Consider the following 21,635-nt stretch of genomic DNA (forward strand, 5'->3'; position numbering starts at 1 on the left):
TTCTAAAAACGTTTTTAGAAAGGAATTAAATGTTAAGACAAGAATTATTTAAAGATTTTTTAAAAAATAAAAAGAATTTAGAAATTCGTAATCAATTAATCGAACTTCATTTACCTTTAGTCAAAAAACTAACTTATCAATTTAAATATTATCCTCGAGTTTTAACCAAAGAAGATTTATACCAAGAAGGCGTTTTAGGATTAATCAAAGCCCTCAATAATTACCAAGATTTAGGATATGACTTTATCGCCTACGCTACTCCCACCATCAAATCGGAAATCCGCGAATTAATAAGAAAAAGCCACTCACCTTCAATACCCCAAAAAACAACCAAACCAAATAATATCAGCTTTAAAGAAGAAAAATACAAACAACCTAATTGGGATAAAATCCTTAATCCACATCAATTATGGTTAAAACAAGTAAACCATGAAGTATTCTTAAAATTACTAAGAAAAAAACTAAGCAAAAACGAATTTAATATTATTTGTTTAAGTTTCGGAGTTACTTTGGGCGACATCAACGAAACTCACCAACCAACTTTATCCAACCAAGAAATCGCCCAAAAACTAAAATTAAAACTCTCACAAATTGAAGATTTAAAAGATAATGCAATCCGAAAATTAAACCCAAATTATAAAAATAAGGAGAAACCAAAAAATGTTAAATAAAGTGCAACTAATTGGCAATATCGCCCATGACCTAGAAAAACAATATATCAACAGTAACAATGACCAAATCCCTAAAATAGATTTCAATTTAGCAATCAACAACAAGGATAAAGTCCAGTATATCCCTTGTGTAGTATTCCGTAATCAAGCCGAAAACTGCCACAAATACCTACATAAAGGTTCAAAAATATATGTCGAAGGAACTCTGTCGATCCAAAAATATACTACAAACGAAGGACAATCACGAACCAATACCAAAGTAATCATCCAAAACGTCATTTTTTTAAACAACAAACCCAAATAATATTCACAACATTAAGTCCCAAAAAGGGACTTTTTTTATACCTAAATTCAACATAACATTTATCAAAATTAAATTAAGGAGTAAGTAAATGAACTTAAAACCTAGAAATATTTTAATTATATTAACTTTAACATATATCGGTTTTATAATTACAAACCTTATGACGTTATTTTTTGATTTTAATTTAGGAATCAAAGCTAACACAACAATAAGCCTTTTTTCTGATATAGTTTTTTTAATTTATATTTGGTTAAAGGAGCAACGAAAAAATGAAAATTAACTGGATCGGTTGTAAGAAACAACTTTTACCACAAATTATTTCCCATTTACCTTCTAAATTTAAAACCTATTATGAACCATTTTTAGGAAGCGGTGTTGTTTATTTTCATTTAAAACCTAAAAAAGCTATTTTAAATGATAACGATTCCCAATTAATCACTATGTGGAAACAAAGTCTCCAAAATCCCCATCATTTTGTTAACAAAGTCAAAGCCATGGAAAATTATATTTATCAATATCACGACCAAAAGAACCAAAAACAAGCTTACAAAAATTTACTAAACCAATATAACCAAAATACCAAAAAAAGAAAAAAATTAACCAGGTCAGCTATCTTTTATGTTTTAAAAAAATACGCTTTTCGCGGTATTACTCGTTATGATAATCAAATTAATTTAAAAACAAATTTTGGCTACAAGCCCAAACAAAAAATTCCCATCATCAATTTAAACGAATTAGTTACATTCCAAAGACATTTCCAAAAGAAAAAACATGTTTTATATTGTATGGATTTTCGTCAAGTTATCGCCAATAGTCAAAAAGGCGATTTTCTTTTTATCGATCCGCCATATTACTATGAAGGAATTAAAGACAAAGACTTTTACCAAAAACCATTTTCTTTTGCAGATCATCAACAATTAGCCTTGGGATTACACCAAGCAACCAAAAGGGGCGTCAAATGGTTATACACCAATTATGAAACAACCCCAATTTGTAATTTGTTCCAAGAATGCAACATCATTAAAGTGAAAACGACTACCAGTCACTGTTTAACCAATAAAAACATCAATCAAGAAATCATTATTAAAAATTATAATTAGGGTTAAAATTTTTACCATTGTTTTACATCATGAAATTGGATATGAAACTTTATTTTGATTAAAAAAGGAGAAAAAATCAATGATGAAAAATAAAATTAACGCGTTAAAAAAAAATTAACTAAATTAAAATGCAAAAACATTGAAATTATTCAAAATAATGAAAGTAAAATTAAAGAAATTAATTTTGATTTCAAAGGAATATATGCGGATAGTTTACAATTTTTACAAATTGAATTTTATCCAAATGCTAATTTAAGACGCATTCAATGTTTTTCTTGTAGGTCAGATGTTGAAAACAAAGATTTTACTTATGATTTTTATGATGAAAATAATCCTAAAGCAATTAAAGTTTGTTCTTTTACTTTAGTTCCAAAAGTTTTTAAATATTTAAAAGCAATTGGCAATATTTTACAACATGAATATTTTATCCCTATTATGGATGTTGATGAAGAAATAACTTATAATTTAATGTCAACTAAAACTTTATATACAAAATTAACCAAAGGAGAAATAAAATGAAAAAATTTAAAGAAATCGAAAACCAAATCAAAAAATTAAAATCAAAAGTCAAAGAGTATGAAAAATGGTCCCAAGAATGCACATCAGCAGTACCACGATATAAAGCAACAGCCCAATATCTAAAAACTGTAATTCAAGCAAACCTAGTAGAAGCGCAAGAACATGAATCCCAAGCTCAAAAACTCACATCAAAAGTCCAAGAAATGAAAGAAAAAATCCAACAACTCAAAAACAAAATATCAAAGGAGAACCCAAAAAAATGGATACTTTAAAAATCGCATCATTGAGTTTTGTAATGCAAATAATTACATTTCTAACATGTGGACTAATTATGTGTTACCAACCAACTTTAGAAATGCTTATTATTTTAACAACAAACACATTAACAATGTTTTTGTTTGTTGTTGGTTTTCCACTTATTTTAAACAAAAAAGAAAAAACCAAAATAAAAGGAGAATAAAAAAACATATGAGCGACGCCATGACTGAAATTAACCGCGGGACTTACTTCAAGGACCGCAGCAAATTAAAACCCAAAACTAAAAATAATAATAAATCAAACAAAAAGGAGAAAACCAAATATGACAAAAAAAGAATTAATTAAAAAAATAGCTAAGGCAAACAAAACCTCAATAACCCAAACCGAAGAATTTTACAACTCATTCGAGAATGCAATAATTAAAGCAATCACTACTAACGAAGAAGTAGTTTTATCACCTCAAATTGGCAAATTCATCTTAAAATCAAGAAAAGCCCAAATCGGCCACAACCCACAAACTGGGGAAAAAATCCAAATCCCCGCCAAAACAGTAGTAACTTTCAAACCATCTAAAACCATCAAAGATAAAGTCAAAAAATTAAAATTAAAATAAAAGGAGAATAAAACTATGAGTGATGGAATAACCGAAGCATATCGTGGAACCTATCAAGACCGTTCCCAAATAACCAAAAAGAAAAAGATAATCAAAACCAAATAACTTTAAAACAATTAAGTCCCCAAAAGGGACTTTTTTTATACCCAACATTAACAAAATTAACCAAAGGAGAACCCAAAAAAATGGATACTTTAAAAATCGCATTATTTAGTTTATTAATGCCAATAATTACACTTCTAACATGTGGACTAATTATGTGTTACCAACCAACTTTAGAAATGCTTATTATTTTAACAACAAACACATTAACAATGATTTTGTTTGTTGTTGGTTTTCTACTTATTTTAAACAAAAAAGAAAAAAACCAAATAAAAGGAGAATTAAAAAATGAATAACAAAAAAAGTTCAGCACCAAGCATTATAATTTTATTAATTTTAATAATTAGTGGTGGCATTGGTTTTTATTTTTGGATGAACCAAACACCAAAACCCGAAACCCCACAAACCACCCAACAACCCAGACCAACCCCAAACACACCTCTCACACCCACCACGTACGGCACCTCACCCCACAAATCAGAAAAAGGCGACACAGGACCACAAGGACCGCAGCAAATTAAAACCCAAAACTAAAAACAATAAATAATCAAAGGAGAATTAAAAAAATGCAAAAAGCAAAAGAATATCAAACAATTAATTACCGATCCGATGGAACAATTAAATCTATAATTGAATTTAACCCATCCACTGGCAAACAAGTTAAAGCCACTATTTTTCAACAAGACGGAACAACTGTTGATTCTATAATTGAATTTAACCCATCCACTGGCAAACAAGTTAAAACAACTATATACCAACCCGACGGAACAACTGTTGATTATATAACTGAATTTGACCCATCCACTCGCAAAATAGTTAAAGCCACTATTTTTCAACAAGACGGAAAAACTATTGATTATATAATTGAATCTGACCCAAACACTGGCAATGTATTTAAATCAACTTATTACCAACAAGACGGAACAACTGTTGATTTTATAAGTGATTTTGACCCATCCACTGGCGAACTAGTTAAAACAACATTTTACCAATCCGACGGAACAATTAGTGATATCATTAACTATTAAACCCAACCAAACCCAAATATAGACCAAACAAACAACCAAACCAAAATAAAAGGAGAATAAAAAAACATATGAGCGACGCCATGACTGAAATTAACCGCGGGACTTACTTCAAGGACCGCAGCAAATTAAAACCCAAAACCTCAAAACAATACCCTTAAAGCCCCCAAAAACTTACTAACACATCAACTCCCTAGAAAATAAACTTTTAAATAGATTTGACAAAATAATTATTTTATTGTAAAATAATATTGAACATCATTTTGTTTTACCAGTTTGTGGGTTGTATTCGATGATGTGGTTCTATATTCTATTTTATTCATTGTAAAAGTGTGTTTTAACAAAAAAAGACCGTTGTTCTAGCAACGGTCTTTTAATTTACCATGTAATAATTATGGTAAATTTTAAAAATTTAAAAATAAATTTCATTCTATTTTACCTCCTGTATAATGTGTTTTAATTAAGATAGTTAAAAATATAACTATCTCTAATGATTATACTATTAAAAAAATTAAAAAAACAACAAATTATAAAATTAAAGTAAAATAACAATAAATCCTAAAAAACAAAAACAACAAACGCTCAAGCAACAACAACCTAAGCACGTCGCTAAACTGCTTATGTTGTGTAACAAATAACTCTTTTTGTTTTCTAAAAAAATAGAACCTTTGTGGAGATTCTATTTTTATTTTATAATAATGTAAATTATTTTTTAATAATTTAATTATTAATTTTAAGTAATTCATAATAATCTCCTTTCTAATGTGTAGTTGCATCTTCAAAAGATTTTTTTAAACATCTTAATGAAGATGCTTATAATTATTAAACATTTTTATAAGCGATAATTTACAACAAATATGAAAATTAAAACCACAAAAAGAAAATTAAAAACAAAATAACAGTTAAAAAACCAACTAATTTTAATAAAATTTGAAAAGAAATAACAAAATAATTTATATAAAATTTAATTTTACATAAAGACCCTTTCAAGGGTCTTTTTTATTTTAACAACACACTAACTGGCAAGGTAATAAATAAAATTAGACAATATGTTAATTAAAATTTTAAATACAACTGTCTTGAAAGAAACTATTTCACAAACCACATTAAATTAGGAGGTAACCAACAATGACCAATTCAACCAAAAAACCAATTAGTAAATTATAAAAAAATACCCAAAACAAAGGAGAATTAAAAAAATGCAAAAAGCAAAAGAATATCAAACAACTAATTACCGATCCGACGGAACAACTGTTGATTATATAATTGAATTTGACCCATCCACTGGCAAAGAAATTAAAACAACTCATTACCAACCCGACGGAACAATTAGTGATATCATTAACTATTAAACCCAACCAACCCCAAACCAATTAGAAAAAAAACAAACCAAAATAAAAGGAGAATAAAAAAACATATGAGCGACGCCATGACTGAAATTAACCGCGGGACTTACTTCAAGGACCGTTTAAAAAAATTAACAAGGAATATAAAATAAAATGAAAGAAAAAAGGAACAAAACTATGGCTAAAAAAATAATTATAACTAAAAAAATAAAATCAAAAGCAATAACTCCTAAAAAAGTATTACCACCAAGACCAACAATTAGAAGAGAAGATGATTTAGTACCGAAAAAACCTAAGAGAGGGGTTGTAAAAAAAACAGCTATTAGTGTTTTTATTATAATTAACACTGGTTTATTTGCTTTACAAGCTTTAAATATAATTTATGTTTATCCACGATTAGATAATTTAGATAAACAATTAACTTCTTGTCAACAACAACTATTAAAACGAAATGAAAGTATAAGCAAGTTAAAAGACACAAAACTTGACAAAGAAACAACTGTAAAAACTGAAAATGTTGCTGAATTAGAAAAAAAATAATAATGAAAAGTGAGGTCAAAAAAATTGAAAAAAACAAATCAAAATATATTTAGTGTATTGGTTGCTTTTTTGTTTCTTTTAGGAATGCTTGGATGTGGGTTTATGTTATGGCAAAAAACCACCAAACCAAACAATATCAGTTTTAAAGAAGAACAAAAAAATGAACCAAAAACTAATATAAACACTCAAATTCAAGAACAAGCACAAGAAGAAAACAACGATACTGATGAAACAAAATTGTTAAAAGATATTTTAGCTATGAAAACACCACAAGAAAAATTAAATAAAAAACCATCTTTAAATGATACTATTATTGGCCCAACAGCTATTAGAGCTTTAAAAAGCTTGCAAAGTAAAATAATGGATCCACAAAGATTTTTAAATGCAGGCATTAAGTCCGAAAGTAATGGAGTATGTTTGTATGGCCCCCCTGGAAACGGTAAAACAATTGCTGTAGAATCTTTGGGAAAAGATTGTGGCGTTCCTTTTTTCTTATGTAATGGTGGTGATTTTTCCGCCAAATATAAAGGGGTTGCACCTAAAAAAGTAAGGTTATTATGGCAACAATTAAGAAAAGAGGCGCAAGAACACGGAGCATGCATTTTATTTGTAGATGAAGCAGATGATATTTTTACAGATATTTCCCAAATAGGGGAAGCATCATCTGACAATGCAGTTGTTGTAAATGAATTTAAAACTGAAATGACATCGTTAGATAATGACCCAAAAAAACCTATTTTTGTGCTTTGTGCCACTAATCACGTTGACAAACTAGATAAAGCCATTGTATCACGTTTAGGAATTAAAATTGAAATCCCTAATTTGGATGTAGATTTAAGAGTTAAAATGTTACAATTATTAGTTAAATTTGGAGCCAAAGTGTGTCCAACAGTTCAAAGTCAATTTAAAGAAATAGCACAAAGAATAGAAAGTTTAAAACATAATGATTTAATTAAAAGTGCTCGTGGCTTGAAAAACTTTGTTAATGATGTTAAAATGTACGCTTTAGAAGCACACAACCGCGAAGAGGCAATAGTAGAAGATTTTAACGTTATTTTAAAACGTTTATTCGAAGATGATGCAGCCAAAGAAGAAGAAATCAAAAAAGAACAAGAAAAAGAGGAAGAAGAAAATATTGAAACATTAAAAAAACAAAAAAGAATCAATGAGTTAGGTTTATCCACCAACCCCACAACAACCACAAGATGACCCTTTTTTTAAGACATTAGAAGGTTTAAAACCAGAATAAGAAAGGAAAGTAATTTATGAAAAATATTATTGGTAAAATAATTAGCATTATCGTTATATTGATTGTTATATTGCTTGCGGGAGGCTATCTTTGGAGCAAATATGATTTTTGGAAAGAGATGAAATGGTATGATGAGGAAAAAGATAAAACCGAAAAAAATATTGCAAAAGTAGAACAATTAAAAGATGATGCTAAAGAATTGTTAGAAAACAAAAAACAAGAATTAGCATCTAAAGAGCAAGAACTAAAAGATAAAGAAAAAGAAAAAGAAGATTTAAAAAAAGAAGATAAAGATTTAGAAGATAAAGATAAGGAATTAGATTCAAAATTAGATAAAAACCAGAAAATCATTGATGACCCCAAAACTACACCAAAAGTAAAAGAAGAAAAAATTAATGAAAATATTGATATAAGAAACCAAAAGGCAATTATTGCGAAAAGAAGAAGAGCAATTGCAGAAAAACTTGTTGAAATAGATGCACGTATTGATGAATTAAAAAATGAAATTGCTATGATTAAAGAGGAAATTATTGAACTTGAAGCTTATATTACCCAATTAGAAAACACCCTTTTACAAATGCGAACATATTTAAGACAATTAGAAATTTGTCAAGAGGAAATAAGAGAAAGAGAACAGAGACCTTGGTTTGACAATTTAATAAGGTATCAACTTAAAGGAATAGCTAATTTTGCTACTGCTGGTGTTTTTGCGGAAGAAATTAATAACTATTTAGGGGTTGGAACAGTTAAAAGACCAACTAACGGTATTGCATGCACTCCCGAACAGTTAACAGCACAAATGCAACATATACAAGAAAAGAGAAACCAAAAAAGTACATTAAACAAAGATGTAAGAACAAATAAAAGTAAACTTGTTAACAATCAAACAACGAAGAAGAAATTAAATAATTTAAACATTAATTAATTTGTCTTTAAACTATCAAAAATTTAGTATAATATTTTATATATTCATATGTTAAAATGCTTATTCATAAAAATAAGCATTTTTTAAAAGAAAGGGGTTTCAATTGAAAAAAGAAACAAAAACTTTATGGCAAAAACTAAATAAACTAATTAATAAAAATAAACTAATTACTATTTTGGCAATGACTTTTACTATTCTAGTTATTATAACTATCATTGTTTTTAACGAGGTATCAGAAACTTCAACAGAAAACGACTTCCCTAATAATGTTAATAATGTTGAAAAACCTAATAATTTACAAAAACCCAATCAAAACAGCAATAGTAGCTCTGGTGTTGTTGAAGTTGATGTTTTACCAAGTAGTAACCCTAACGCCGCTTTAATAGCAACAAATAAAGTCTTAGAAACTGAATTAACCCAACAAAAACAACAAAATCAACAACAAACAATTATGCTACAAGAATCACAAGCAGCTAAACAATATTTGCAACAAAAACAAACACAATACACACAAATTGTTGCCGCATTAGTACAAAAAATGAATACTACAACACAAAATAAGAAAGATTTACAAAACCAAATAGACGACTACCAAAAACAAATAAATGAGTTTAAAGATAAAGAAGCAAAAATTACACAGTTAGAGGAAACCATTCAAAGTTTAACTCAAACGTTAGAGCAAAACAAAAACCAAGAAAAAGAAATTAACGAACTTAAACAAACTATATCGCAATTACAAACTGAATTACAAAATTACAAAGATAAAGACAATCAATTATCAGAAGCTATCAGTCAAGGTAATGCAATCATTGAAAACTTGAAAAATGAATTAACAGCTAAAAATAACGAATTAACTACTAAAACACAAGAATTAGAAACTAAAACAACAGCACTCAATGATGCAACAACAGCCAAAGTAGAAGCTGAAACTAAATTAGAAACTACCAAAAATGAATTAACTACTAAAACACAAGAATTAGAAACTAAAACAAAAGCCCTCAATGATGCAACAACAGCCAAACTAGCAGCTGAAACTAAATTAGAAACTACTAAAAATGAATTAACTACTAAAACACAAGAATTAGAAACTAAAACAATAACTCAAAATGAATTAACAGCTAAAATAGCCACAATGGCCCCATCTAACGAAAAAACGGAATTAGAGGGTGAATTAAATAAATTACAAAATGAAAAAACACAATTAGAACAAGATAAAAACAACTTAGAAGCTGCAAAAAATACAGCTCAAAGTGAATTAGAAACTAAAACAACAGCACTCAATGATGCAACAACAGCCAAAGTAGAAGCTGAAACTAAATTAGAAACTACCAAAAATGAATTAACTACTAAAACACAAGAATTAGAAACTAAAACAAAAGCCCTCAATGATGCAACAACAGCCAAACTAGCAGCTGAAACTAAATTAGAAACTACCAAAAATGAATTAACTACTAAAACACAAGAATTAGAAACTAAAACAATTACTACTTTAATTCAAAAATATCCTTATTTAAAAAACTGCCATTGTTTTAATGAATTACAAAAATCACCAACCCAAAAACAATCTCTTTTATTAGAGCCTTATTTAACTTATCAAACACATGAAGGAGATATTATTAGAGAATATAGACTTTTCGAAGGGATGCAGCCCCAAGGTAAAGATCACACTGGACAAACTAATTATTTTGAACGCAAAGACTTTGATGAAATAATGAATAAATATGAACTTACCTCATTTCCTACACGTTGGACTAATGGCCGTGAGAACTTATATAACTTAGAATACGAAAACGGAAAATTAAAACCCAAGCACGATTGGATTGTATCAAAAGCTAATTACAATCTAATTCAAACCAATCAACCAAATAACACCCCTAGAATGATGACAAAAGATATTGAAGGCGCAAATGGTTTTTGGAATAAAAGCATTTGTTTTTCGCATGGTTGCGATAATAAAGATTTAAAAAACCTTTTATATTTTGAAAATGATAAAACTCCTTATATTCGTTTTTTGACTAAAAACTTAGAAGTAGAGTTTGATTGGTTGACATTAATTGTTTGTGAATTTAAAGAGTTTATGCCATTAACAGCCGAGGCGCAAAAAAACACAGCTAGGGCGCAACAATACACAGCCGAGGCGCAAGAAAACACAGCTTTGGCGCAACAATACACAGCCAAGGTGCAAGAATTCACACCTTGGGCGAAATGCAACACATCTTTTGCGCGACAATACCCAGCCGAGGCGCAAGAAAACACAGCTAGGGCGCTAGAATTCGCAGCTTGGGCGCAAAAAAACACAGCTTGGGCGCAAGAAAACACAGTTAAGGCAAAAATAAGCACAGGCAAGGCCCAATACACAATCAATCAACTACAATCAACCAAAGAACCTAAAAACATTACTATTAACTTAACAGAGAAAACAGTAAATGATTATAGTAAACCTAACTCCACTAAACAAGTCCCTTACTTTGAATTAAGTTATGATTTAGACGAATTAGTAAACTTTATTAACGAATTAGATTTATGCAACAATCCACACTTACGAAAAATAAGAAATTTTGTAAACGAATATGCGAAACCACAAAAACCACCAAGAGGATAAAGCGATAACGACTTAATGTAATTAAAAAGACTAGATTAAAACCTCTATTCTTTTTTAATATCACAAAAACTCATTTAAAAGGCTTTTAACGGCCTTGTAGATGATAATTAATAAAAAAATTATCTAAATTAAAATCCCTTTCTGGGATTTTTTTTAATACAAAATACACCAATAAACAGTTTTATCAATGTCGACTATTTTGTGCACAAGCAAAATTCGCCTATTTTTTGGTTTATTTCAACGACCAAAATTATCATATAGTTCGAATTTACCAAGACAATAATTTCATTAATAAAATGATTCAAGATAGCAAAAAATATTTAGCTCTTTTAACCAAAGCCAAAGAAGAATTAGAAAAAACCACTTATTTAAAACAATTAAGTAAAATTAAATAATTAATTAATACTTTGAGACCTTCAAATTGAAGGTCTTTTTTTTATATCCAAAATAAAATTAAAGGAGAATTAAAATGGATAAAAATAGAATAAAAATAGTTAACAAAAATTTTAAACATTTTCATAATATTTTCAATCGCCTCATTTCGAAATATTATTATAGAAACGCCAAAACATTACAAAAAATGGAAAATATAGCTTTAATTGATGTATTTATTAACAGTTTAGAGTTAATATACTCTCAAACCCCAAAAAAACAATTATTTTTTCATTATAAAAATTGGGACGAAAGTTATTCCACGTTCAGTTTTGACATTTACGATAATAATTTCATCATTCGTGGGAAAATGGCAGTTTTTTATTTAGAAGATAAAGAAGACATTATTCCCATAATTGAATTAAGCCAACAAGAAATTGGTTTTTTTACTGATTTTAATATACTTATTTTTTTAGATCGAACTGAAAAATTTTGGGACGCAAACTTGAATACAACCATTCAAGAATTAAACAAAGGAGAACAACTTTTGACTCAATCAATCGAAAGTGATGCTGTAATTTTAAAATATGACTCATCCCCCAATTTTAAAACATTAATTTATTCCTTGCATTTCCCTATTTTTAAAAACTAAAACAAACCCTAATTAAGACCTTCAATTTGAAGGTCTTTTTTTATATCCAAATTAAGATTAAAAGGAGAAATAATCATGAAATTAATTATCTTTGAAGGACTTGACGGCAGTGGAAAAACAAGTTTAATAAAAAGCGTTAAACGTGAATTAAAAAAACAAGGCAAAGAAGTGATTGTTATTCGTGGATTAGGAAGTTCAACAATTGGCGAATCTATACGTGAAACGTTTTTAACACACAACAAATTACACAATTTAACTAGATATTTTTTAAGTTTTGCTAACATGATTCAAACCCAAGAAGAACTCATCAAACCCCACTTAAAAACCCCTAAAATTATTTTAGTTGATCGTTGGTTAGGCTCTAATTTTGCATATCGTGTATATCCTAATCAAATTGATAAAAAATATTATCTTTTTAACAATTTAACTAAATTTTTTATCAAACCAAACTTGACTGTTTATTTAAAAATCGACCCACAAATAGGGTTAAACCGCAAAGTAAATCAAACTAATCACACACTCGATGTCATTGAATCAAGCCCATTGTCATATTTTTGTCAAGTAGAAAAGGGTTATCAGGCATTTTTAAAACGAAAAAACCTAGGTCCTCAAATTGTTTTAAAAGCGATGGAAGCTAAAAATTCCAACTTCAACACAAACCAAATAATCAAAAAAATAGGAGAAATACCAAATGCCAATAGTCATTAAGAAACAATGCCAAAACGGCAATCTATATATCCATTATAGCAACGGTAAAATAAAAACTATTAAAAAAGATGGAACCATCCGATGGCGTACCAAAAAAATTAAATTTAAAACCCCAAAAAGACTCTTTAATTAGGGTCTTTTTTTATTAAGAAAGGAAATTAATCAAATGAAACAATTAACTAATTTACATTTCAAAAATATTAATGTTTTTAATCACCAAACTTCATGTGTTAACATCACTAAACAAATAAGGGCGCCAAAGAGGCCTAAATATCGAGCTATCTAACCAATATGCCAGTGCCGATAAACACTGAATGGATATGGTCGGTCCGTTAAACGAAAGAATAATGGATTACAGCAGACCATAAAAGCGGATTGAGACGAAGTAGTTAGTCAAGAGGATACCGCCACCAAATTGTCCCATGGATAAGCCTGAAATGGTCTAAGAAGGAAAGCAGATGTAATCTTAGAACCTAATACGCAAACTACTGAAGCCGTATAGTCCAGAGTCTAACAGGATATATTATTTGTCTTGGTTAGTTTATCTAGTTAACAGAAAACCTGGAATCTCACCGACAGTCAGGAAAGACGGTAAAACATAAGCGGTTACTTCACCTAAAGGACAAAGGTAGATATTTAGAGTAACTTGGAGAATCCTAAAAGCTAGTTATTTAATTAACAAGTCAAGGAATAAATGCCGAGACGCTCAAGGATAAAGAAGCTATTTAATAGTCGTGGATAATTCAAAGTTAACATTGGAATATGCTAACACAATGACCCACCAGGGCGAAGGTTAATAACCTTTACAAGGCGAAAGTAGCTAGTAATTTACTATTTATTCACTGTAATCAAGGAAGGAGTTGATAAATATGTCAACAACTGTTTCAAATGAAACTAAGCTTTCGCGAACATTGAATAAGATCCTATATTGTTCTACAAATAACTATCCTCTAAAAAGAGAATTACAGCAAGGAATGAATAATCTACATAACACGTTAATTGCATTTAACAAAATTGCAACCAACAAAGGTGCGGGTACACCTGGAATTGATGGTAATACAATTGACAGTCTCAATCTTAAAAAATTAGAAAGATATCACAAGGAATACATCAGTAACAAGTACAATCCAAAGCCTGTTAAAAGAATATTCATTCCCAAAGACAACGATAAGGTTAGACCTCTTGGAATACCTACCATAAAAGATAGAATAGTCCAAAGAAGCCTTGAACAACTCTTAACTCCTTATCTTGAAAATCAATTCTTAGAATGGAGTTTTGGATTTAGAACCAAAAAATCCTGTCTTGATGCAATCAAACGCGTCAAACAGAGATTTAAGGGAATTGATTATATCATCAAAATTGACCTTAAAGGTTATTTTGACACAATCAATCATGAAACTCTTATGAAAACCTTGACGAAGTTTATACGCAAGAATAAAACTCTTTCAACCATTAACAAGTGGTTAAAAGCTGGGTTCATGAAAGATGGCATCAAATACGAATCTTTATCTGGTTCTCCACAAGGAGGAATCATCTCCCCATTACTTGCCAATGTATATTTACATTACATTGACATCAAAATGGATGAACTAATTAAAGAAGGAACACCAATAAGGAAAGCAAACCCAGGATATAGAAAAGCATACCGTCAAGGAATGCATCATAAACTGGGGATTGATAGTCATATTAACCTAAATCCAAAAACAAGAGTTGAATATATCCGATATGCCGATGATTTTATCATAGGAATTAAAGGGAAATATGACAAAGCTGAAACTATTAAAAACCAAGTGACTCAATGGCTAGAACAAGATTTAAAACTGACAGTTAGTAAAGATAAATCAAAAATTGTAAAAGCCAATAAGGGCACAAGGTTTCTATCCTACATGATTAGGGTAAATCCAACCAGTAGTAAACTCACCGAAAAAACCCACAAAAAATCCCTAAACGGTCGGGTACAAATCCAAGTTCCCAAAGCAAAAGCCAAGGAATATGGATATGAATACAATTGGTTAAGAAGAGGAAAGGTTAAGCATGATGAAACATTAGCAAATAGGGACGAATTAGAAATAATACGCACTTATAAGACAATCGTACGTGGAATCATCCAATACTTTTGTTTAGCTAACAATCTAAATGCATTAACCCATCTAACCTATCTAGCTGAGTATAGTTGTTTGAAAACTTTGGCAAGGAAACACAAAACGGCAATTGCCAAAGTGCGAAAAAAGTTTAATCGTAGCACAACTTGGTCAATTCCTTATTTAAACAAAGGGAAAACCAGATATGAGTCATGGATTGTTTACCCTTGGGATAAGATTAAGAAAATGCGTAGTTGTAAGAAAAATCCCGATATCATCATCAATCCTTATCTATTCCAAGGTCGTACGAATCTAACAGACCGCCTTAAAGCGGAAATATGTGAGAAATGCGGCAAAACAACCCAACTTCAAATCCATCACATTGGTACGGTTCGCAATGAAAACCGCAAAAGCGTGATGAATAAGAGTACAAAAGTGTTATGCATAGATTGTCATAGAAATATTACGAACCAACAAATGCATGATATCAGATTAAATAACAAAAGTAAAAGAACAAAAAAGAATAAATAGCTAATCAGCCGTAAGGCAAAATTAGTTCTCGAAAGAGAGTAAATTATGGAAAGCCGTATGCTTGGAAACTTGCTCGTACGGTTTGGACGGGGGCTGATTGTAAATAAAACAGCAAACGCAAATCGCTGAATAAGACGCAATTAATCTATCCGTATTCCAACCATCTTTATTCAATAAACCATTTAACGAATACATGATAAAAACCCACAACCTCCTAAACGAATATCTAGATAAAAACCAACACAACTCCCAAAGTAAAAAAGTAATCCGCGGCAAAATCAATGAATATCTCATTTTACTCTATTTTCAAAATAAAGGAATCATCAATTTATATCCTCAAGCTTATTTATTCTTCATCCCCGACAACAAATTCGATTTGGTTTTATTCACTAAAACCAAGCGCATAATCGCCTTCAATTTCAAAACATGCCTGCGCGACCGATACAAACAAACAATTGTCGAAGCCCAACAATTAAAAAAACTAGATACGCGTTTTGAATTCTATTTATTAACTAATAACACTGTGGAAGCTCAAAGATTAAACAAGAAAATCAAACAAGGGAAAATCTTAGGAATTAACCAAGTGATCGATTGTTTTTTACCCCAAGCGAACATCTTTTTACAAACATTACTGACTAACCAATTCCTCCCTTTTAGCGATATTAACATGATTAAAAATAAAAAATAAGGAGTTAATATAAAATGTTAACCAACGAACAACGCGCCTTGCAACAAGTCATATCTTATATCGAACAAGGCCAATGGGAAAAGGCAAACCTTTATTGCCAAATCATCAACCCCCAAACCCTACTTGACCCCAACAACACAAAAATATTTACAGCTTTAAAATATTTATTTTTAGAAAAACAAACATCTCATCCTTGGGATAAAATCAAATCTCAAACGGAGATAATCCAAGAATTAATCACCTATCTTCAAACCCATTTTCCCCAAGATAACTTTACGAAAGAATCACTATCTTTTTTAAGTGATGATATTAATGAAGAAAATAACCTTGATTTTTTAGACAACCTAAAACATACCTATACCCAAGAAAAACTGTTCCAACAACTCTTAAAAATCATTAGTCCTTCTTTTGAAAATAAAGATCCTTATCACAAACATTTTTATTATCAAGAAATCTTTGATAAATTAAGAAAATTTATGGCTTTTATTCCTCACAAAAATGATAAAACACTCTTTAATTTAAATCAAATGGCTTCTTGTCATCCTGAATTTTTTGAGTCCAATCAACAAGCCAAACAAAAAATTCAAGAAGAATATTACCGCCTATCAGAAACTTTCAAAGGATTAAATCAAGCCACGAAAGGCTTTAAAAAAGGTCAAATTATCACCATTGGGGGCTATACTGGTTTAGGAAAAACCACTTTTGTCTACAACCTTTTAATAGACATTTCAAAAACCAAACATCAAGAAACAAACAAACATCCAAATATGTTGGTATTTTCTTATGAAATGACCTTAGAAGAAAATTTAAGTCGTTTATTAGCCCACCAAACTCAAATTCCCTTAGATGTTATTTTAGATAAAAGTTTTGAAGACTCAAACATCACACAACACACCTACACGGAAAGGATGAAGACCGCAAAACAATTATTCGCCAACATAAATTTATCATTCAGTTACGATAAAGGCAAAAATATTGATTACGTCATTGATTTAGTTTATCGCCTCTATTTGGAACAAAAAATCGAAATCATCGTCATTGACCACCTTCAAATAACCAAATCGACTAATCATTTAGAAAATGATCGATTAGCCATTGACGAAATAATGACGAAACTCAAACAATTAGCCATTGAATTAAACATCGTGATTATCATTTTATCTCAATTTTCAAGAGATACATACAACAATTATCAAGGAAAATCACCTGAAATAACTGCTCTAAAAGGTTCAGGTGGCATCGAAACTAACTCCGATATTGTCTTAATGATGACTGAATTCCAACCTAAACTATCCAAAGAAAAAGAAAAACCATTGAATATCTATAATCAAAATTGTAATCAATTATATTTAGAATCAAAGAACAACGAAAATCAAAAAATAATCGAAATATGCATCAAAAAAAATCGTAGCGGAACTAAAAAAACTTTAATTTATCACTTCGAACTAACCACCCAAACCTTCCAAGAAATCGGTTATGTTTTACCTTATCAAATAGAAACTTATTAAAAACCAACAAAGGAGAAAAAAATGACAAACAAATTCAATCAAATTATAAAAAACATTAAAAAAATCGAAAAACAATTAAAAATCTTAAAAAAACATGTTAAAATATATAATATAAGGAATAGGGAGGGAATAAAAATGAATCAAAATATAAAAAATAATAACGAAAAAGTTAATGTTTTTGATGTTGTTAACTATTTATTAAAACATTTTGATACTGACAAATATAAAATTACTAATATGAAAATTAATAAATTGTTATATTACATTCAAGGTCATTATATTGCTAAATGTAATAAACCACTTTTTTTAGAACCTATCGAAGCTTGGATGTTTGGCCCTGTTATTTCTCATATTTATGGGGAATTTTTTAATTTTGTAAATAATCCAATTCCCAACAATTATATTTGTGAAGGAAAGACTGGTAACGAAATAAATCAAGAAACTCAAGAATTTATAAAAAAAACGCTTAATAATTATATTAATTTAAGTTCTTATGATTTAAGTGTAAAAACTCATAACGAAAAACCTTGGAAAAACGCTTACAATCCGCGTAAAAAATGGAAAAATAACATTATTACTCATCATTCTTTAAAAGAATTTTTTGCAAAAGAGCAAAAGGAAGAAAATAAACATGAATCCAAATGACAAAATTGAAAGAGTTAAATAATAAAAATTTTGAAGAAATAATTAAAACAATTCATAGTATTTGTGGTAACATTCAAAGATCTAAAAATGTAAAAAAAACAAACAACAGCAATTCCTTAGATACAGAGTCTAATTATAGAGACAATATCGCTTTAATTTTAAATAGTTATCCCTCGCCGTTTGAAGGTTTAGTTAATGCTGAAGCACAAAATAATCATGGCAAAACCGATATTATTATAAATTTTTTAAATAATAAAAAATATGTAGCAGAATGTTTCGTGTTAAAAGATAATGATTCCATTCCAAGTAGAACTAAAAAAAAATTTAATCAATTAATTTACAATATAACTGATGATGATGATAAAATTTCGTTAATTTTATTTGTATTAAAAAAAAAATTTGAACCAATAACAATTTTTGAAAAAATCAAAGAAGTTATTAAAGAACAAAGTATTCAAGGGAAATTAATTGATTTACAAGAAAAATATAAAAATAAAGTTTGGATTTTAACGGTAAAAATAAAAAAATACCCTGAATTGAAATTATATATTCATATTTGTATTTATTATTTTTTTTATGATGTTAATTATTCTGAATGTCAAAAATAAAGACAAAAAACAAAATTATTTAATTTTCTTTCGATATATTTTTTTAAAATATAACTCATTAAAAACCAATTTTTACCAAGACTCTCATCAAGAGAGTCTTTTTTTATACCCTTTTCCATAGCCACTTTCAAGTGGTTTTTTTGTTTTTTATATATAATAACATGTTAAGGAGTTCATCAATGAATTATCAAGATAAAATAAAACACATCCAAACTCATTTCCCCATGTCAGTTTTATTAAAAAAACTAAACATTATACCCCCAAACTTCAACATCAAATATCGTTTCCCCTGCCCTATCCATCAAGGCCAAAACCCAACTTGTTGTCATTTAACTTCAGATAATAAAATTCATTGTTGGAAATGTTGTAAAGATTACGATATTGTTGATGTTTATATGGAAATAAGAGAAATTAAAACTTTAAATAAAGCCCTCGAAAGAATTAATAACTTTATGCAAACCCAAGAATTTAAAACCTTAATTGAGCAACAAAATTCAAGCCCTAATTTACCATCAAACCACTTCAAATACCAATATCAATCTAAAAAAATCATCAATCCAATCGATGAAAAAGAAATTAATGCCAAAAAAACACGATTATTAAAAGAAATATCACCTTTATTCAACCAAATTAGAGATTATTATAACTATTTATTAACCACCAACCGCAACAATGAATCTCACCTAGGATTAAAATATTTAACCCAAAAAAGAAAATTAACCCTACAAACTATCACAGAATTTAAACTTGGTTACGCCCCACTATCTAATAAACCCTTATCTTTTCGATTTGTAAATTATTGCAAAAAGAAAAATATTGATACAACAAAACTAGTTGAATATGGCTTTATTAAAGAAAAAATCAATCAAAAAGGCACTAAATACTATCACGATACTTTCCATGGTTCCATAATTATCCCTATCGAAAACGGTTATAATAAAACATTCCATTTTTATCAAAACAACTTTCACGAAGTTTCTTATTTCCAACCAAAATACAAATCCCTAAATAATTTCAGTCAAACTAACACTTTTCATTTCAGTTATCGGTTTTTTGAAGCTTTACCTTTTATTAAACAAAAGAAAACCATGATCATTCATGAAGGTTTTTTTGATGTCATTAGTTGTTGGCAAAACAATATTAAAAACACGGTCGGTCTAATTTGCGTCACTCAATTACTTTCTCAATCTCAACTAGAAATTCTCAAAAAAGAAAATATCAAAGTAGTTATCGCTTTAGATAATGATGAAACAGGACAAAAACGCAGCGAAGCCTTAGGAGAACAACTTAAAGAAGCAAATATTTTATATGAAATTAGACGCATTTTACCCCCCTACGACAAAACTTGTAAAGATGTCGATGATTTATTACGTCAATACGGAAAAGAAGCTTACCAAAAATGTTTTTTAGACCCCTATATCACCTATGAAGAGGCCAAAAAGAAAATCATAGTCGATTTAGCCATTCATTTTTTCGGACAAGACAAAGTTGAAGTAATTAATTAAATTATTACTTTTTTTCACCAACATATTACACTCGCACATATAAACCACATTAACACGCCCCTATAAACGCGTATATACCCCCTAAATTTAACTATTTAGGGTTTTTATTTTTATAACAAAAAACCAACCAAAAAAGGAGAAAAAAAATGAACAACGACACAAACCAAGAAATTAGAATCGGGGGTTGGGAAACAAAATCAACCCCCAACGATTTAGAACAAATCAAAAACTTTTTACAAACAATAAAACAAGAATTATTAAATATTACGATTGTTTCACATTCTAAAAAGAAAAACACCTATCAACAAGCAAACTACCGCCCCAAAAACCAAACTCTCTTTGTCGACCCTCAAATCTTAGAAGAAATCAAAAAGTATAGAATAGAAATAATCAAAAATCGTTCTCCTGAAAACGATAATAATAATATAACACTCACCAACCCCACAACGCCCCTTAAAAGCCAAAATAATACCCTTAAAACACATTTCCCCATCTTCCAAATTAATTATCTCAACAAACAAAAAGACTACATTAAAGAATTAATTGGGAAAATTGATGTCAATAAATTAGAAACTTTACAATTATATCAATTAGATGCTCAAAAGTTGGATAAATACAATAACCCCATCAAAACAAATTATAAAAAAGGGCTAAACATCATCTATTATCGAGAAGAAGATTTAAAATACATTAAATCTTTTTTAACAAAAACCAAACAAGGTTATCGGGTGAAAAAACTACATCCTATGTATAAATATCTAATTAAAAAAGAAAACTAACAACTTTATAACACTTCACTAACAGTTTTATAACACTTTACTAACAACTTTATAACACTTTACTAACAGTTTTATAACAGTTTGACTTTGAAAATAATCTATATAAAGATTAACTCATTTAAGGAGTGATATTTGATATATTATATCGATAATGATAATTATACTCGATATTTGATATTATCGTTGTATTATTTTTATCATTATTATTTATCGATATATAAATAACTCCCTTATTTTTCCTTTCCATTATTGAAGAGAGATTTTTTAAATCCAAACCAAACCAAAAGCCCTCAACGCGCTGAAG

The 21,635-nt window shown here is 29.0% G+C and carries 24 protein-coding genes and 2 pseudogenes; all 26 read left to right on the plus strand.

Annotated features, from left to right (window positions below):
* The first annotated feature begins 29 nt into the window (after window positions 1-29).
* Window positions 30-671: a sigma-70 family RNA polymerase sigma factor gene (locus psc1_RS00255; protein WP_373375637.1), complete on the plus strand. Its 642-nt coding sequence runs from the start codon at window positions 30-32 to the stop codon at window positions 669-671.
* Entirely contained in the window at window positions 661-975 is a 315-nt protein-coding gene (locus tag psc1_RS00260; protein WP_373375638.1) for a single-stranded DNA-binding protein, read from the plus strand. The genes psc1_RS00255 and psc1_RS00260 overlap by 11 nt, the downstream gene beginning before the upstream one ends.
* Before the next feature lie 88 nt (window positions 976-1,063).
* Window positions 1,064-1,255, plus strand: a complete 192-nt coding sequence (locus psc1_RS00265; protein ID WP_023161295.1) for a hypothetical protein — start codon at window positions 1,064-1,066, stop codon at window positions 1,253-1,255.
* Complete coding sequence (locus psc1_RS00270; RefSeq protein WP_373375639.1) at window positions 1,245-2,075, plus strand: DNA adenine methylase; 831 nt, start codon at window positions 1,245-1,247, stop codon at window positions 2,073-2,075. The genes psc1_RS00265 and psc1_RS00270 overlap by 11 nt, the downstream gene beginning before the upstream one ends.
* A 515-nt stretch (window positions 2,076-2,590) precedes the next feature.
* A complete protein-coding gene (locus psc1_RS00275) occupies window positions 2,591-2,866 on the plus strand; it encodes a hypothetical protein (RefSeq protein WP_122225506.1) in 276 nt (91 codons plus the stop codon).
* On the plus strand, window positions 2,854-3,054 hold the full coding sequence (locus psc1_RS00280; RefSeq protein WP_373375640.1) for a hypothetical protein: 201 nt from the start codon (window positions 2,854-2,856) through the stop codon (window positions 3,052-3,054). Before psc1_RS00275 ends, psc1_RS00280 begins: the two co-directional genes overlap by 13 nt.
* Before the next feature lie 8 nt (window positions 3,055-3,062).
* On the plus strand, window positions 3,063-3,197 hold the full coding sequence (locus psc1_RS00285; RefSeq protein ID WP_274542049.1) for a hypothetical protein: 135 nt from the start codon (window positions 3,063-3,065) through the stop codon (window positions 3,195-3,197).
* Complete coding sequence (locus tag psc1_RS00290; protein WP_122225508.1) at window positions 3,175-3,465, plus strand: HU family DNA-binding protein; 291 nt, start codon at window positions 3,175-3,177, stop codon at window positions 3,463-3,465. The genes psc1_RS00285 and psc1_RS00290 overlap by 23 nt, the downstream gene beginning before the upstream one ends.
* A 185-nt stretch (window positions 3,466-3,650) precedes the next feature.
* Window positions 3,651-3,863, plus strand: a complete 213-nt coding sequence (locus psc1_RS00295) for a hypothetical protein (RefSeq protein WP_122225509.1) — start codon at window positions 3,651-3,653, stop codon at window positions 3,861-3,863.
* The gene (locus psc1_RS00300; RefSeq protein WP_373375641.1) at window positions 3,856-4,101 is read left to right on the plus strand and encodes a hypothetical protein; all 246 of its coding nucleotides are present in this window, start codon (window positions 3,856-3,858) and stop codon (window positions 4,099-4,101) included. The genes psc1_RS00295 and psc1_RS00300 overlap by 8 nt, the downstream gene beginning before the upstream one ends.
* A 32-nt stretch (window positions 4,102-4,133) precedes the next feature.
* Complete coding sequence (locus psc1_RS00305) at window positions 4,134-4,595, plus strand: DUF2963 domain-containing protein (protein WP_373375642.1); 462 nt, start codon at window positions 4,134-4,136, stop codon at window positions 4,593-4,595.
* A 1,196-nt stretch (window positions 4,596-5,791) separates the two neighbouring features.
* Window positions 5,792-5,944 carry a DUF2963 domain-containing protein gene (locus tag psc1_RS00310; protein ID WP_373375643.1) on the plus strand — a complete coding sequence of 51 codons (153 nt, stop codon included), beginning with the start codon at window positions 5,792-5,794 and terminating at the stop codon, window positions 5,942-5,944.
* A gap of 147 nt (window positions 5,945-6,091) precedes the next feature.
* On the plus strand, window positions 6,092-6,478 hold the full coding sequence (locus psc1_RS00315) for a hypothetical protein (RefSeq protein WP_023161533.1): 387 nt from the start codon (window positions 6,092-6,094) through the stop codon (window positions 6,476-6,478).
* 24 nt (window positions 6,479-6,502) lie between these two features.
* Entirely contained in the window at window positions 6,503-7,687 is a 1,185-nt protein-coding gene (locus psc1_RS00320) for an ATP-binding protein (RefSeq protein ID WP_373375644.1), read from the plus strand.
* Between the two features lie 56 nt (window positions 7,688-7,743).
* Window positions 7,744-8,652: a hypothetical protein gene (locus psc1_RS00325; RefSeq protein WP_373375645.1), complete on the plus strand. Its 909-nt coding sequence runs from the start codon at window positions 7,744-7,746 to the stop codon at window positions 8,650-8,652.
* A 103-nt stretch (window positions 8,653-8,755) separates the two neighbouring features.
* Window positions 8,756-11,254, plus strand: coding sequence for a hypothetical protein (locus psc1_RS00330; RefSeq protein WP_373375646.1), 2,499 nt, complete (start codon window positions 8,756-8,758; stop codon window positions 11,252-11,254).
* A 185-nt stretch (window positions 11,255-11,439) separates the two neighbouring features.
* Window positions 11,440-11,649: pseudogene (locus psc1_RS00335) on the plus strand (endonuclease); the annotation flags it as partial.
* A gap of 74 nt (window positions 11,650-11,723) precedes the next feature.
* Complete coding sequence (locus psc1_RS00340; RefSeq protein WP_373375647.1) at window positions 11,724-12,278, plus strand: hypothetical protein; 555 nt, start codon at window positions 11,724-11,726, stop codon at window positions 12,276-12,278.
* 75 nt (window positions 12,279-12,353) lie between these two features.
* Window positions 12,354-12,986 carry a dTMP kinase gene (gene tmk, locus psc1_RS00345; RefSeq protein ID WP_373375648.1) on the plus strand — a complete coding sequence of 211 codons (633 nt, stop codon included), beginning with the start codon at window positions 12,354-12,356 and terminating at the stop codon, window positions 12,984-12,986.
* An 869-nt stretch (window positions 12,987-13,855) separates the two neighbouring features.
* On the plus strand, window positions 13,856-15,598 hold the full coding sequence (gene ltrA, locus psc1_RS00350) for a group II intron reverse transcriptase/maturase (RefSeq protein WP_373400978.1): 1,743 nt from the start codon (window positions 13,856-13,858) through the stop codon (window positions 15,596-15,598).
* 157 nt (window positions 15,599-15,755) lie between these two features.
* Window positions 15,756-16,286, plus strand: a pseudogene (locus psc1_RS00355) (hypothetical protein); the annotation flags it as partial.
* Between the two features lie 14 nt (window positions 16,287-16,300).
* Window positions 16,301-17,794 carry a replicative DNA helicase gene (locus psc1_RS00360; protein WP_373375649.1) on the plus strand — a complete coding sequence of 498 codons (1,494 nt, stop codon included), beginning with the start codon at window positions 16,301-16,303 and terminating at the stop codon, window positions 17,792-17,794.
* A 21-nt stretch (window positions 17,795-17,815) separates the two neighbouring features.
* Window positions 17,816-18,439, plus strand: a complete 624-nt coding sequence (locus psc1_RS00365; protein ID WP_193550455.1) for a Panacea domain-containing protein — start codon at window positions 17,816-17,818, stop codon at window positions 18,437-18,439.
* Window positions 18,436-19,047, plus strand: a complete 612-nt coding sequence (locus psc1_RS00370) for a hypothetical protein (protein ID WP_208936784.1) — start codon at window positions 18,436-18,438, stop codon at window positions 19,045-19,047. The genes psc1_RS00365 and psc1_RS00370 overlap by 4 nt, the downstream gene beginning before the upstream one ends.
* A 179-nt stretch (window positions 19,048-19,226) precedes the next feature.
* Window positions 19,227-20,552, plus strand: a complete 1,326-nt coding sequence (locus psc1_RS00375) for a toprim domain-containing protein (protein WP_373375650.1) — start codon at window positions 19,227-19,229, stop codon at window positions 20,550-20,552.
* Window positions 20,553-20,698: 146 nt separating this feature from the next.
* The gene (locus tag psc1_RS00380; protein WP_373375651.1) at window positions 20,699-21,331 is read left to right on the plus strand and encodes a hypothetical protein; all 633 of its coding nucleotides are present in this window, start codon (window positions 20,699-20,701) and stop codon (window positions 21,329-21,331) included.
* Window positions 21,332-21,635: the final 304 nt, after the last annotated feature.

The organism is Candidatus Phytoplasma solani, from assembly GCF_041729705.1.
Taxonomy (GTDB): Bacteria; Bacillota_I; Bacilli_A; order Acholeplasmatales; family Acholeplasmataceae; genus Phytoplasma; species Phytoplasma solani.